We start from the raw sequence: 14,175 nt of genomic DNA on the forward strand, positions 1-14,175 counted from the left end.
GCCGCCGGACGAGCCTGGCCCGTGTGAACTGCTGCCCCCCTTACGGTCTCGGGGCCGTGGGGGGCTCCCCACCAGGCAGCAGCGTCCCAGGCTCGGCCGTGGCGACCGCCACGGCCTCGGTCTTGGGACTGCGCTGCTCACGGCGGGACACCCAGCCGGCGAACCACGAGAGCAGCATGCACATCCCGATGTAGATCGGCGAGATCACCATCACCACAGGGATGAACGGCAAATCGTAGTCGAGGTTGGAGGCGATGAGTTTCCCGGCATGGAGGAACTCCTCGTAGGTGATGAGAAAGCCGAGGGAGGTGTCCTTCAGGGCGACCACCAACTGGCTGATGATGGCGGGCAGCATGGCGCGTACCGCCTGCGGGACGAGGACGTGCGCCATGACCTGGGTCTTGCGCATGCCGAGCGCGAACGCGGCCTCGCGCTGGCCGCGTTCGACGGCGTTCACCCCGGAGCGGAAGACCTCGGCGAGCACCGAGCCGTTGTAGAGGGTGAGTCCGGTGACCAGCGCGGGCAGCGGCTGGACCTTCAGCGCCACGAAGACGAAGAAGATCATCACCAGGACGGGCATGGCGCGGAAGAACTCCACGACGAGGGTGGCCAGCCGGCGCACGGGCCGGTGGTCCGACAGCCTGCCGACGGCCAGCAGTCCGCCCAGGGCGAGGGAGAGGGCGGCGGCGATCCCGAAGGCCCTGAGCGTGTTGCCGAGACCGCGCAGCAACAGTTCCTGGATGCCCTTGTACTCGAAGGGCATCCACTTGGTGTAGGTGAACTGGCCGGTGTCGAAGAGGAGATACAGGATCCAGGCGATCAGGCCGAGGATGACGGCGGTGGCGAGGACGCCGTAGCGGCGGTGCCGCTGCCGGGTGCGCGGTCCGGGGACGTCGTAGAGGGCGCTTGCGTCGGTCATCGGGCGGCTCCCCAGGTCCGCTCCAGCACGTTGAACAGCGCGCTGATGGTGAGCGTGATGATCAGGTAGCCGAGGGCGATCCAGACGAAGGTCCAGACGATGTTGTAGCCGAGTTCGTTGAGGGTCTTGTAGGTGCCGAGCAGTTCGGTGACGCTGAACGCGCCCGCGATCGCGGAGTTCTTGGCGAGTGCGATGAGGGTGGAGCCGACCGGCGGGATCACCGAGCGGAAGGCCTGCGGCAGCACGACCAGGCCGAGCGTCTGACCGAAGCTCATGCCGAGGCTGCGGGCCGCCTCGCCCTGCCCCCTGGGCACGGTGTTGATACCGGAGCGCAGTGCCTCGCAGATGAACGCCGAGGTGTAGCAGCCGAGGGCGAGCACCGCGAACACCTTGAAGGGCAGTACGAGTCCGAACCTCGGCAGTCCGAGCAGCACCGCGAAGAAGAGCAGGGTGAGCGGGGTGTTGCGCAGCACCGTGACCCACACCGTGCCGAAGACGCGCAGCGAGCCGACGGGCGCGACCCGGAAGGACGCCATCACGAAGCCCAGCACGAGGGCCAACAGGCCGGAGTAGAAGGTCAGTTGGACCGTGCCGAGGAAACCTTCCCAGTAGGCCGGGAAGTTGTGTGTCAGTACGTTCATGCCGTCCTCGTCAGCTCGCCGGATAGCGGTCGATCGCGGGCGGATCGGGGGCGGGCACGCCGGACAGGCCGAGCGTCGCCTCGTACGCCTTCTTCCAGTCGCCGTTCTTCTCCCGTGCCTCCAGGGCGTCGTCGAGGGCGAACCGCAGGGCGTTGTCGCCGCGCGGGACTCCGATGCCGTACGGCTCCTCGGAGAAGGGCCTGCCGACGGCCTTGAGTTCGTCGGGCACCTTGGCCGCGTAGCCGATGAGGATGGCGTCGTCGGTGGTGACCGCGTCGACCTGGTAGGTGAGGAGGTTGTCGACGCAGACGGAGTAGGTGTCGTAGGCGACCAGGATCGCCTTCGGGTAATCGGCCTTGATGCGCTGGTACGGCGTCGAACCGGCCGCCGAGCAGACGCGTTTGCCGTCGAGATCCCCGGGTCCGCGGATGCCCTTCTCGTCCTTGCGGACCAGCAGGGACTGACCCGCCAGGTAGTAGGGGCCGGCGAAGCCGACGAGCTTCTTGCGGTTCGCGTTGATGGTGTAGGTGCCGACGTAGTAGTCGATCTGGCCGTTCTGCAGGGCGGTCTCGCGGTTGGCGGAGGCGATGGTGCGAAAGCGGATCGACTGCGGCGGGAAGCCGAGGGAGGCGGACATCATCCTGGCGATCTCGATGTCGAAGCCGGAGTAGGTGCCGGTCGCCGGGTCCTTCTCACCGAGATAGGGCTGGTCCTCCTTGGCGCCGACGACGAAGTATCCGCGCCGCTGCGCCCGCTGCCAGGTGACGGACGCGGGCAGGCGGTAGCCCTGGGCCACCTGGTAGTGCGGGAGCCTGTCGGCCGCCGGGCCCTTGCTCGGCGGGCTGCCCTCCTTGCCGCAGGCGGCGGCGAGCAGCGCGAGGAGGGAGCAGAGGGCGAGCGGCACACGGGTGGTACGGAACATGGGTCGCACTCCCCCGGTCAGTGCTTGAGGATCTTGGAGAGGAAGTCCTTGGCGCGCTCGCTGCGCGGGTGCGTGAAGAACTCCTCCGGGGCGCGGTCCTCGACGATCCGGCCGTCGGCCATGAAGACGACCCGGTTGGCGGAGGCGCGGGCGAAGCCCATCTCATGGGTGACGACGACCATGGTCATGCCGTCGCGGGCGAGCTGCCGCATGACCTCCAGCACCTCGTTGATCATCTCCGGGTCGAGGGCGGAGGTGGGCTCGTCGAAGAGCATCGCCTTGGGTTCCATGGCGAGGGCGCGGGCGATGGCCACCCGCTGCTGCTGGCCGCCGGAGAGCTGGGCGGGGTACTTGTCGGCGTGCGCGAGGAGGCCGACTCGTTCGAGGAGTTCGCGGGAGTGGCGGTCGGCCTCGTCCCTCCTGCGTCTTCGGACCTTGACCTGGGCGAGGGAGACGTTCTGCAGGACCGTCTTGTGGGCGAAGAGGTTGAAGGACTGGAAGACCATGCCGACCTCGGCGCGCAGCCGGGCGAGGGCCCTTCCCTCCTCGGGCAGCGGCTGTCCGTCGAGCGTGATGGTGCCGGACTGGACGGTCTCCAGCCGGTTGATCGTCCTGCACAGGGTGGACTTGCCCGACCCCGACGGGCCGATGACCACGACCACCTCACCCTTGCCGACGGTGAGGTCGATGTCCCTGAGGACGTGCAGTTCTCCGTAGTACTTGTTGACGCCCTGCAGCTCGATCAACGGATCGACGGCCATACGCAGCCCTACCCACTCTCAGCTGTGTCGTGGTTGCCGCAAACTATCCAGACGGTTGCGGAGTTGACGGACGACACGCACTTTTCGGGCATAAGCCGTATTTAAGGCCGTTGGGGGGCGGGGGGATGGGGGTGCGGGGGGGTGCGGGGGGGGTGCGGGGGTAGGGAAGCCGGGGGCAGGATGCCAGGGCCGGGATGCCGGGGGCAAGGAAGCTCGGAGGCCGGGGCCGGGAGGCCCGGGGCCCAGAGGCCGGGGGGCCGGGGGCCCGGGGGGGGGCCGGAAGACCGGGAGACCCGAAGGCCGGGGAGCTGGGGGCCGGGAGACCCTGAGACCCGGGGAGCCGGAAGGCCCGGAGACCCGAAGGCCCGAAGGCCGGGAGACCCGGAGACCGGGGAGCCGGGGGCCGGAAGACCGGGAGACCCGAAGACCGGAAGACCCGGAGACCGGGAGACCCGAAGGCCGGGAGACCCGGAGACCGGGGAGCCGGGGGCCGGGAGACCGGGAGGCCCGAAGGCCCGGAGGCCGGGAGACCGGGAGACCCGGGGCCCGGGGCCCGGGCCCCGGGGCCGGGGGGCAGGGGGCCGGGAAGCCGGGAGGCCCGGGGGCCCGAAGGGCCGGAAGCCGGATGGCGGTGCGCAAGGGCCGGAGGCTGGAGGGTCGGGTCAGGATTCGGCGATCTCCGCGTACAGCTGGGACAGCTCGGGGACGCCGCTCGCGGCCCAGTCCTGTCCGGGGCCCGCGACCTCCACCTCGCGGCCGGAGGCCAGCCGGACGACGGGTTCGCCGTCGGGGCGGATCAGCCAGGCGGCGCCGGGCACCGTGCGCACCACGACCGTGCCCAGGTACAGCCCCGCGTCGTTGCCCAGCCGGGGCAGGGTCTCGGCGTCGTCGCGCCAGCGCGGAACCAGCTGGTCCAGGGCCTCCAGGGAGGCCGGGGTGTCGTCGAGGCGAACGCCCGCCCGGGCCGCCTGCGAGCGGAGCAGTTCGCACTCGGAGAGCAGCGCGGCGACCCCCTCGGGGTCGGCGGGGAGCGCCGCACCACCGTTCTTCTTGTGCCGGTGGCCCAGGAACGGAAGGTTCATGGCCCCAGCGTGGCATCAGACGTCGAGGTCGACCACCACCGGAGCGTGATCGGAGGCGCCCTTGCCCTTGCGCTCCTCGCGGTCGACGTAGGCGTCCTTGACGGCCTTGGCGAACGGTTCGTTGCCGTACACCAGGTCGATGCGCATGCCGCGGTTCTTCGGGAAGCAGAGCTGGCGGTAGTCCCAGTACGTGAACGGGTGGTCGTACTTCAGGGGGCGGGGCACCACGTCGTCCAGGCCCGCCTCGCGCAGGGCGGTCAGGGCGGCGCGCTCGGCGGGGGTGACGTGGGTGGAGCCCTCGAAGGCGGCCACGTCGTAGACGTCGTCGTCGGTCGGCGCCACGTTGTAGTCCCCCAGGACGGCGAACGGGCGGCTGCCGGAGGCGTCACCGGCGACGGCGGTCTTCAGGGCCTCGAACCACTGGAGCTTGTACGCGTAGTGCGGGTGGTCCACCTCGCGGCCGTTCGGGACGTACACCGACCAGACGCGGACCGGGCCGCAGGTCGCCGAGAGGGCACGCGGCTCGGTCGCCCCGTCGAAGCCGGGGTCGCCGGGCAGGCCCTTGACGACGTCCTCGATGCCGACCCGGGAGAGCACCGCCACGCCGTTCCACCGGCCGGTCGCGTGGACCGCCGACTCGTATCCCAGCTCGCGCAGCTGGTCGAACGGGAACTGGTCCTCGGCGACCTTGGCTTCCTGCAGGCAGAGCACATCGGTGCCGCTGCTCTCCAGCCAGGCCAGCAGCCTCGGAAGGCGGGCGGTGATCGAGTTCACGTTCCAGGTAGCGATGCGCATGCCTCACAACCTACCCGGAGGGTGTGACAACCGGTCCGACACGGGATGCGGCGACCGGTCCCGCCCCGGAGCAGCGACCGGTCCCGGCCCGGGGCAGCGACCGGTCCCGCCCTCGGGGCGGCGAGGGCCCCGGCTCACACCTCGGTGGAGGCCCCCGGGGTCAGCCGCCGGTGGTCGGTGCCGCCGAGGGCGCCGATCTGGCGGTCGTAGATCGGGCGGGCAAGGTCGGTGAGCAGGGCGTCGTGCACGTCGTAGGCGCGCTGCGGCCGTACCTCGCGGACGTACTCGATCACCTCGGAGATCTTGTTCCAGGGGGCCATCACCGGGAGCATCAGTGTCTCGACGGGGCTGTGGGGGACGGTGAGGGCGTCGCCGGGGTGGAAGACCCTGCCGCCGTCGATCAGATAGCCGACGTTGGTGATGCGCGGGATCTCCGGATGGATCACGGCGTGCAGCTCGCCGTGGACCTGCACGTCGAAGCCGGCCGTGGTGAAGGTGTCGCCGTGGCCGACGGTGTGCACCCGGCCCGGGAAGACCGCCGCGATCTTGTCGGCGACGGACCTCAGCGTCCAGATCTGGGCGGCCGGGTTGTTCTCCATGGCGGCCCGCAGCCGGAACTCGTCGAAGTGGTCCGGGTGCTCGTGCGTGATCAGGATGGCGTCCGCGCCGAGCGCCGCGTCCTCTTCGCTGAACCCTCCGGGGTCGATGACGAGCGTCTGCCCGTCCTTCTCAAGACGAACGCAGGCATGGGACTTCTTCGTGAGCTTCATGTCGCACCATCCTGCCGCGTGCGGAAGCGCGCTGCTCACTCGGCGGGGGTGGTCTCCTCCTGTATGACCTGCCGGGCCACCCGGAACGCGCTGCGCGCCGCCGGCACCCCGCAGTACACGGCCGCCTGCAGCAGCACCTCCTTGATCTCCTCCGGGGTGAGCCCGTTGCGCAAGGCGGCCCGGGTGTGCAGGGCCAGCTCGTCCAGATGGCCGCCCGCGACCAGCGCGGTCAGCGTGATGCAGCTGCGGGTACGGCGGTCCAGGCCCGGCCGGTCCCATATCTCGCCCCAGGCATAGCGGGTGATGAACTCCTGGAAGTCACCGGTCAACCCGTCGGACTGCGCCAGCTCGCCGTCCACGTACGCGTCGCCCAGCACCTCCCGGCGGATCTTGAGCCCGGACTCGTACCGGTCGGTTCGCACGGCCGGCTGCGCCGGTACGGCGACCGGGGCGATCTCGGCGCGGGGCACGGGTGCCGGGGCCGCCGCGGGGACCGGCACGACCGCCGCCGTCGGGAGGACGGTCTGGCCGGTGTCGTAGGGCTGCTGCCAGGCGGTGGAGAAGTGGCGCACCAGCAGGTCGGTGACGGCCGCCGGCTGCTCGACCGGAACCAGGTGGGAGGCGCCGGGGACGACCGCGAGCCGGGCATCCCGTATGCCCGCGACCAGGGTCCGGGCCTCGGCGGGCCCGGTGACCTGGTCGTCGGCGCCGACGAGCACGAGCGTCGGCGCACCGACCCGGCCCAGCTCGGCCCGTACGTCGAAGGAGGCGAGCGCCTCGCAGGCGGCGATGTAGCAGCCCGGGTCGGTGGTGCGGACCATCTGCACCGCCCACTCGGTGATCGCCGGCTGGGCCGCGGCGAACCCGCCGGTGAACCAGCGGTCCGGCGCGGTGCGGGCGATCGGGTCGAGGCCGTTGGTGCGGACGATCACCCCGCGCTGCCGGAACTCGTCGGCGGTGCCGAACCGGGGCGAGGCGGCGACCAGCGCCAGCGAGGCGAGCCGCTCGGGGTGGCGCAGCGCCAGCTCGATGCCGATCGCACCGCCCAGCGCACAGCCCGCGTAGCCGAACCGCTGCACACCGAGCGAGTCCAGCGTGGCCAGCAGCCGAGCGGTCAGCTCGGCGACGGAACCGGCCGGATGGGCGGGGGCACCGCCGTGGCCAGGCAGGTCGAACCGGAAGACCCGCCACTGCTTGATCAGCTCCGGAACCTGGCGGTCCCACATATGCCATGTGGTACCCAGTGAGGGACCCAGGATCAGGACGGGGGCCTCTTCTGGCCCGTCAAAGCGGTACTGCAGGGTGTTCGGTGGTGTCTCGCTCACCCGCCCGACCCTCTCATCTGTCACGAGATGTCACATCGCCGGGGTGAAACTAGCGGGTCTTGGCCCTCTCACGACAGCAGGCCCGGGCGCCGCCGGTCCCTTGAGCGTCCAGGTGTGTGTTCTCCGGCGGGTACTCATGACCGCGTCGGCAGCGGACCCTCCGGGCGCGTTCCTGGTAGGAGACTTGGCCGCAGCCGGATGGGCCCTCCCGGTCATGGCTATCAGTCCACAACCGGCAGCCGGACTCCGAATCCGCCTCAATCCTGCTGGCCACACGGCTCGGCAAGTCGCGGCTGGTGGAACGCGTGGCTCACGCTTGCCCCTCCGCCGCACCCCCGTGCAGGCCGTCCCATGTGGTGGCGGCTCCGCGGAGGTCCTCAACATCCGGCTTGACATACCACCTCTTGGTCGTCTTTACGTTCGTATGCCCGGCCCATCACGCGAGGATGTGGTCCGGCACGCCGTTGTTGGCCAGGAAGGTGAAGCACGACGAGCGGGCGTCGTAGAGCCTGACGCGACGGAGGCCGAGAAGCTCCATAAGCCGGTACGCACGCCGACGAAGTTGCTTGATCGTGAAGGCTTCTCCGGTCTCGTGCACCAGCACATAGCCGGACACCACGTACGCCTCCCCCAGAGCGAGCTTCTCCTCGGCCTGGCGAGCCCTGAACGCCTTGAGGGCGGCTAGCACCGGAGTCGGCAGCGGCAAATCCCGCTCGCCCGCAAGAGACTTGGTGTCCTTCTCCACCACGTAGCGGTTGCCCATCATCGTGCGCGTGTTGGCAATGACGATCGTTGCGCTTTCCAAGTCAACATCTTCCCAGCGAAGGCCGCAGACTTCAGCTGGGCGGAGCCCCATCAGAGAAAGCAGAAGCGCAGCGTAGAGGCGTTCTCCCCTGATGCCATGGATGAACTTCTGAACCTCCTGGACGTTCCAGGTCGGCCGCCACCCTGCGGACGAGTCGGCGCCTCCGGCACCACCCGCTGGAACAACTCCCACAACTCATCCGGCACCAGCCGCTCAACGATCCCCACACCTAGACACTACCGAACACACCAAATGAGATGTCTTCTTACGTACTGGGTGCCGAGCCCGTGGCGGTACGGCTATCTCGTCATCGTCCTCGCGGTATACGGCGCCCCGCTGGTCACCGGCAGGACCTTCACCGACCTCGGCCACTTCACCTCGGTCCTGATCGGCCTGGCCTGCTGTCCGCTGACCCGGAGCGCCGCACCGGCGGAGCCGCGGAGGCTCAGGAATCCCCGTTAGGAGATCCCCGCGTCCTTGAGGACCTTGGCGAACTCCGCCTTGTCGTATATCGCGCTGCCGTCGCCCGGCGCCTTCTTGCCGTCGATGAGGACGGTCGGTGTGCCCTGGATACCGTCGTCCGAGAAGGACTTCATGGCCGTCTCGACCCACTTCTTGTACGTGCCGTCGGTGACCGCCTTGTCGAAGGCGGCACCACGCAGACCCTCGACCTTGTCGGCGATCTTCAGCAGGAAGGCCGGAGTGTAGGCGTCCTCGGTCTCCACCTCCGGCTGGTTGGCGAAGACGCCCGCGTGGAACTCGGCGAACTTGCCCACCTCGACGGAGGCGCGCAGCGCGTTCACGGCGTTCACGGAGCCGCTGCCACCGAGGTTCTTGTCGAGGAACGAGGCAAGTGTGTACTCGATCTTGACGTTGCCGTTGGCAACCGGCTTCACCAGAGCCTGGGCGCCGCCCTCCTCGAACTTCTTGCAGAACGGGCAGCGCGGATCCTCGTACACCTTGACCGTATGCTTGGCCTTCGGATCACCGACGGTGACTACGCCGCCCTTAACGGAGGCGGGCACCTTCGCGAGCTGGTTCCCGGCCGGCGGAGCCTTCGCCTCGGGGGCGGACGACGCGGACTTCGAGGAGGACTCCTTCACGGACCCGCTCCCGCCCGCGTTGTTGTCGTCGGGTCCACAGGCGGACGCGGCCACCCCGATCAGCGCGGCGGCGGCCACCGCCGTGGCTATGCGCCCGGCCTTGCTTACGGCCATGAGTACAGTCCTCCAGAAAATTTCGACAATACCGCTCAAAGCATCCGAATCTATCCCACCGCCCGACCGCCGAAAGACCCGGCCCTGAGGACCAAGGCTCCGCCCCCCTTCGCGGTGTCGTAGTCCACGACGACCGTCATGTACTTCTGGCCCTTGCAGTGGCTGATCTCGTCGGTCCCGATCCGCTGCAGGCCGGCCAGCCGGTCCACGGCGCAGTCGCGGTCGGCCACGAACCGCTCGACGATCCGGCCGAACATCCGCCACGAGGTGCGCATGAGTTCAGCTGCCGCGGTCTTGGAGCACTGAGCGGCCAGCCAGGCGTCCTGCCGGGGCGAACGCGCAGGTGTGACCAGCGCCGTGCCGTGCCCACGGCACAGCGGCCACCGAACGCAGTCCGAGAGCCTCCTTCAGCCCGCCGATGTCCAGCCCAGGCTTCGACGCTCCTCCTGGACCAGTCGATAGACCTCTCGAGCCACATACCGCTTGAGTCCTCTGAGTCAAGTCAGGGGGCTGCGAGGCGTTGGGCAGCGGGGTGGCTGCAGGGGTCGTAAGGGGTGGCGTTGTGCCAGCAAGCCCATATGACACGGAGCCATGCGCGGGCGACGATCCGAGTGGCGTGAGGGTTGCCTTTTCCGCGTGCGCGGGCGTTTGCGTAGAGGCCGGCGGCCCATGGTGATTGCATGCGGGAGTTATGAGCGAAGGCAGTGATGGCCTTGCGGGCGCGTGTGTTGGCGGCCCACCGGAAGTAGACGCCATGTGTCTTTCCTGATGCCTTGGTCACTGGTGCGGCTCCGCACTCGGCGGCGGCTTGTTCGGCGGACTCGACGCGGTCAAGGACCGGGCCGACCTCGGCGAGCAGCTGTGCGAGGTTGATGGTGCCCACGCCGGGCAGCTCGGCAAGGAGGATGGCGCGCGGGTGCCTGGCGAGGCGGACCTTGATGGTCGTATCGAGCTGGGCGATGGTCGTCTGCAGGCTGCGCAGGAGCTGGACTTGCGCGGTGATGAGCGCGGTGAGGACGTCGGCGGGGAGGCTGACGGGGGCGACGGGAGCGGAGCGGAGCCGGGCCAGGAGTGCGGATGCCGGTTTGCCGCCTCGGTAGGCATGGCGCTTGCAGAAGGCGGCCATGCGGGCTTCGCCGAGTCGGGCGGCGGACTGCGGCGTGGGGTAGTCCGTCAGGAAGTCCAGGGCGATGTCGGAGACGAGCGAGCAGAACAGGTTCTTGGGTCCGGGCCAGTGCTGCTCGAGCAGAGCGCCGAGCTGGTTGCCGGCGGCGGTGCGTGCACGAACGTGATCGTCGCGCAGGCGTACGAGGGCTTGGAGTTCTCGCAGGCCGCTGTCGACAGGCACGAGGCGGCGCAGGCGGTGGCCGTCGGTGGGTAGGTAGTCCGCGAGTTTGTAGCTGTCACCGGGATCGGATTTGGCACCGGAAGTATCCCATCGAGGTCGTGCGGCGTGAAAGGCGGTGGGGTGGACGGGCACGACCGGGTATCCGGCCTTGAGCAGACGGTCGGCGACCAGTCCACTGGAACGTTCGATGATGACGGGCAGTTCAGCCGGGGTGCCGTGGCGGGACAGTCGGGCCAAGGCGGCCGAGAAGTCGTCTTCGCTGTGCTGGAAGGCCCAGTGGTCGATCACGATGCCGCGGTCGTCAATGACGGTCACGTCGTGGCTGGCGCTGGCCCAGTCCCATCCGACGAACATCAATATCGTCCCTTCTGCCGGAGTTGGTGGCTGACTCCGCAGGTGACGAGACCCGGCTTCCGGTTCCTCATTGTCCGGCCCTCGGTGGGGCATGTCCTTGACGCCGGTCTGGGGCCTCGGCGTGTCAGGGGCGGCAATACTCAAACTGGCCGTCGAGCGCGGCACGGCAACGAGGCTGTCCCCCGACACTCACCGGGGAGTCACGGCCCATGGGTTGGGCCGCAGCATCGATACTTCCCCAATGAGGCATCGGACGATTTCGCGTCGGGTCTTGCCCTCCTTGATGCGGCGTTCGTAGTAGTTCTGGGTGCGCGGGTCGAAGCGCAGGCGAGTCTGCACGGTCCGGTGCAGGGCGGCGCTGGCCTGCCGGTCGCGGCCACGGTTGAGGCGACGGAACTGCCGACTGGCCGAGGAACGCTCGACCGGGCTGACCCCGCACCGTGCCGCGAAGGAAGCCTCATTGCCCAGGCGTTCCGGGTTGTCCCCCACCGTGATCAGCGAAGTGACAGCCGTGTTCGGACCGATGCCCACCACGGTGAGCAGCTGCGGGGTGTGGCGTTCCGCGAGTCGGGCCAGCCGGCCCTCCAAATCCTTGATCTGCTCGGCGAGTTGCCCGATTCGCTGGGCCAACAGACGCAGTGTGATGCGGATGGCCTGCAGCATGACCTCTTCATCGTTCAACGAACTACTGGTACGAGTCCGCGCGTAGAGCGTCCAGCTTTTCGGCGTCGTCGGTTCCGGCGACGGCCGTGTAGGCGACGATACGGAGATCGGAGCCGGGGACCATGAGGACGTCGAGGTCGAGGGTCATGTCGCCGACCAGGGGGTGTTCGATGGTCTTGCGGTCGCCGGTGTGGAGGCCGGCGGTGCCGTTGGACCACAGGTGGGCGAAGCGGGGGCTGGTGTGGAGCAGCCGGTCGACGAGCGAGGCGAGCCGGGCGTCGTCGGGGTAGGCCACCGCCGTCACCCGCAGATCGGCGACGAGGGACTCTTCCTCTTCCTCGTCGCCCGCCCAGGACCGTACCGGCCAGGCGGCAATGGAATCGACCCGGTGACCGCCGCTGGAGCGGAACATCCCCGCGACGAGGTTGCCCTGGTCCCAGCCGTAGGTACCGGGGTCACCGATGGTGGCGGTCCACTTCCGGTTCCAGCTGACCAGCGTCCAGTCGGCGGCGTAGACCGCGACTGGCGCGTCGCCCAGTTGGCGGACGAGCCGGTGGACGCTCGGCGGCACGTGCAGGGGTACGTCGCCGTTGGAGGGCGGCGCGAGGTGGGCGCAGCGGAACAGGTGGTCACGCTCGGAGGTGCCCAGGCGTAGGGCTCTGGCCAGGGCTGTGACGACCTGGGCGGAGGGGTTGCGGGCGCGGCCCTGTTCGAGCCGCACCACGTAGTCGACCGACAGGCCGGCCAGGCGGGCCAGTTCCTCGCGGCGCAGACCGGGGATGCGCCGGTCGGCGTCGGATTCCAGCCCGCCCGCTAAGGGCGAAAGGCGCTCCCTCCAGCCTCGCAGGGCGATGCCGAAGTTGTTCGTCATGGCCATGCGGTCATCATCGTTCAGGTGCCCCGCCCGCGGCAGACCTCCTTTCCCGTATCTGGGTAAAACCGTTAGGGGCGCGGGCGCTCGTGCAGATGCAGCGCCGAGGGGCGGAGCCGGTCGTGGTGGTAGGTGTCGGTCCCGGACTTCTGGCCGTAGAAGTGGGTCATGGGCGCGTCGGTGATCAGCGAGTCCTGGTTGGTGATCTCCAGGCGGATGCGGTCGCCCTCGCGGGCCAGGAACGACAGGGGCAGCAGTTCGATGTGGAGTTCGTAGACCTTGCCGGGCTCCAGCGGATCTTCGCCGTTGTGCAGGTGGAACGGACGCATGTCACTGGTGAGTTCGGGGTCCTCGGCGCGGTGGGAGGCACGCAGCCAGCCCTGGCTGACCTTGATCGGCAGCCCGGCGCCGGAGTCACCGGAGACGAGGGAGAGCTTGACGAAGACGTCCATGTCGGTCTGGTCCGAGGAGGCGTGCAGCGTCAGCGTGGCATGGCCGGTGAACTCGCGGTCCTCGGTCATGGGCGCCGTGGTGAAGGTGTTGACCCGCGCGACGTGGTCGGGGACGCCGTGTTCGTCGAAGACGGTGACGCCGGCCATCCACTCGGGATCCGGGTAGCACCAGGAGGTGGACGCCTCGTCCGCCACCGGCTTGGTCTCGGTGAGCGTACCGTCGTTGAGGGAGTCGACGGCGCCGCTGTGCTCCCCGGCGAGGTAGAAGGTGCTGGTGCGCACGTCCGGTGGCGGCCAGGTGAGCGCCGACTGATAGGCGTCCGCGCCGTTGACGTAGAAGCGGACGTCGGGTGTCGCCATCACGCCGTTGTCAGTGCCTTTGAGGTGGTGGTCGTACCAGGGCAGCAACTCGGTGCGGTGGAAGTCCTCGTCGAAGTAGTACCTCTGCGCGGCGGCGAAGCTGCCGGGGTGCGTGACCAGTAGCTTCTTGGGCCCCCGTACGCGCTCGAAGCCGTAGAAGTTGCCACGCAAGTGCAGCGCGGCCTTCCCCCACACGCCGATGGAGAACACGGGGATGTCGATCTGTGGCAACTCCCAGAACGGCGAGCGCCGACGATGCCACTCGTCGTCCAGGGGGTGGGAGAGGATGTCGTAGACGAAGTCCTGTTTGCCGCCGACACGCAAGTCGATGCCCTCGATCTCGTGCTGGACCAGCACCGAGCCGAACAGCCAGGTGCTCAGGAAGCCCTGGATCGGGATGCCCCCGTGGTACATCCAGTCGCGGTACATGTCGGTGGCGCCGTCGTAGGCGACGATCGTCCTCAGATGCGGCGGGCGGGTGCGTGCGGCGTTCCACTGGCTCCAGCAGTAGTGGGACATGCCGATCATGCCGATCGCGCCGGTGGACCACGGCTCGGCAGCGACGTGCTCGATCATGTCGTGGATGGCTTCGCCCTCGCCCCGCGAGACCGGGTCCCAGGTGCCCTCGGAGCGGCCGGTTCCGGGTACGTCCATCACGACGTAGGCGTAGCCGTTGTCGAGGTAGAGCTGGATGGGCCCGTACTCGATGAACGGGAACACCGGGTGCGCGGGCAGGTGGCGCAGCGCCTTCTGGTACGGGGAGGCGCCGAGAACGACCGGGAACGGCCCCTCGCTGTCGGCGGGGAGATAGACATCGGCGCGGACGAGATCTCCCGCGCGGGTGCGGACCTCGGTCTCGAAGGGGGCTACATTCACATCGACCATAACGG

Annotated in this window: 14 protein-coding genes and 3 pseudogenes; 1 reads left to right on the forward strand and 16 read right to left on the reverse strand. The window is 69.1% G+C overall.

What is annotated here, in order from left to right:
- Positions 1-40 precede the first annotated feature (40 nt).
- The 10 genes and pseudogenes from AB5L52_RS09540 to AB5L52_RS09585 form a co-directional block, all read right to left on the reverse strand.
- Positions 41-919, reverse strand: a complete 879-nt coding sequence (locus AB5L52_RS09540) for an amino acid ABC transporter permease (protein WP_351570852.1) — start codon at positions 917-919, stop codon at positions 41-43.
- Entirely contained in the window at positions 916-1,560 is a 645-nt protein-coding gene (locus AB5L52_RS09545; RefSeq protein ID WP_351026258.1) for an amino acid ABC transporter permease, read from the reverse strand. The genes AB5L52_RS09540 and AB5L52_RS09545 overlap by 4 nt, the downstream gene beginning before the upstream one ends.
- A 10-nt stretch (positions 1,561-1,570) precedes the next feature.
- The gene (locus AB5L52_RS09550) at positions 1,571-2,482 is read right to left on the reverse strand and encodes a glutamate ABC transporter substrate-binding protein (protein ID WP_369363355.1); all 912 of its coding nucleotides are present in this window, start codon (positions 2,480-2,482) and stop codon (positions 1,571-1,573) included.
- Between the two features lie 17 nt (positions 2,483-2,499).
- Positions 2,500-3,243 (reverse strand): amino acid ABC transporter ATP-binding protein, encoded by a 744-nt coding sequence (locus tag AB5L52_RS09555; protein WP_351026255.1) that lies wholly within the window; start codon positions 3,241-3,243, stop codon positions 2,500-2,502.
- A 662-nt stretch (positions 3,244-3,905) separates the two neighbouring features.
- Positions 3,906-4,325 (reverse strand): DUF6278 family protein, encoded by a 420-nt coding sequence (locus AB5L52_RS09560; RefSeq protein WP_369363357.1) that lies wholly within the window; start codon positions 4,323-4,325, stop codon positions 3,906-3,908.
- A gap of 15 nt (positions 4,326-4,340) precedes the next feature.
- Positions 4,341-5,120, reverse strand: coding sequence for an exodeoxyribonuclease III (locus tag AB5L52_RS09565; RefSeq protein WP_369363359.1), 780 nt, complete (start codon positions 5,118-5,120; stop codon positions 4,341-4,343).
- Positions 5,121-5,254: 134 nt separating this feature from the next.
- Positions 5,255-5,890, reverse strand: coding sequence for an MBL fold metallo-hydrolase (locus AB5L52_RS09570; protein ID WP_351026249.1), 636 nt, complete (start codon positions 5,888-5,890; stop codon positions 5,255-5,257).
- 35 nt (positions 5,891-5,925) lie between these two features.
- Positions 5,926-7,215, reverse strand: coding sequence for an alpha/beta fold hydrolase (locus tag AB5L52_RS09575; protein WP_351570862.1), 1,290 nt, complete (start codon positions 7,213-7,215; stop codon positions 5,926-5,928).
- Positions 7,216-7,651: 436 nt separating this feature from the next.
- Positions 7,652-8,122, reverse strand: coding sequence for a site-specific integrase (locus AB5L52_RS09580; protein WP_369368842.1), 471 nt, complete (start codon positions 8,120-8,122; stop codon positions 7,652-7,654).
- 32 nt (positions 8,123-8,154) lie between these two features.
- A pseudogene (locus tag AB5L52_RS09585) lies at positions 8,155-8,247 on the reverse strand (IS5/IS1182 family transposase); the annotation flags it as partial.
- A 34-nt stretch (positions 8,248-8,281) separates the two neighbouring features.
- Between AB5L52_RS09585 and AB5L52_RS09590 the strand changes: the two are divergent.
- A pseudogene (locus AB5L52_RS09590) lies at positions 8,282-8,482 on the forward strand (rhomboid-like protein); the annotation flags it as partial.
- Here AB5L52_RS09590 and AB5L52_RS09595 read toward each other — a convergent pair.
- The 6 genes and pseudogenes from AB5L52_RS09595 to AB5L52_RS09620 form a co-directional block, all read right to left on the reverse strand.
- Positions 8,479-9,237, reverse strand: a complete 759-nt coding sequence (locus AB5L52_RS09595) for a DsbA family protein (protein ID WP_369363360.1) — start codon at positions 9,235-9,237, stop codon at positions 8,479-8,481. The pseudogene AB5L52_RS09590 and the gene AB5L52_RS09595 overlap by 4 nt on opposite strands.
- Before the next feature lie 113 nt (positions 9,238-9,350).
- A pseudogene (locus AB5L52_RS09600) lies at positions 9,351-9,624 on the reverse strand (helix-turn-helix domain-containing protein); the annotation flags it as partial.
- Between the two features lie 115 nt (positions 9,625-9,739).
- Entirely contained in the window at positions 9,740-11,104 is a 1,365-nt protein-coding gene (locus tag AB5L52_RS09605; RefSeq protein WP_369363362.1) for an IS110 family transposase, read from the reverse strand.
- A 24-nt stretch (positions 11,105-11,128) separates the two neighbouring features.
- Positions 11,129-11,620: a transposase gene (locus tag AB5L52_RS09610; protein ID WP_369363364.1), complete on the reverse strand. Its 492-nt coding sequence runs from the start codon at positions 11,618-11,620 to the stop codon at positions 11,129-11,131.
- A gap of 4 nt (positions 11,621-11,624) precedes the next feature.
- A complete protein-coding gene (locus AB5L52_RS09615) occupies positions 11,625-12,479 on the reverse strand; it encodes a helix-turn-helix transcriptional regulator (RefSeq protein ID WP_351570880.1) in 855 nt (284 codons plus the stop codon).
- A gap of 65 nt (positions 12,480-12,544) precedes the next feature.
- Positions 12,545-14,170: a CocE/NonD family hydrolase gene (locus tag AB5L52_RS09620; RefSeq protein WP_369363366.1), complete on the reverse strand. Its 1,626-nt coding sequence runs from the start codon at positions 14,168-14,170 to the stop codon at positions 12,545-12,547.
- Between the last annotated feature and the right edge of the window lie 5 nt (positions 14,171-14,175).

Source organism: Streptomyces sp. CG4, assembly GCF_041080655.1.
In the GTDB taxonomy this organism is placed as follows: Bacteria; Actinomycetota; Actinomycetes; order Streptomycetales; family Streptomycetaceae; genus Streptomyces.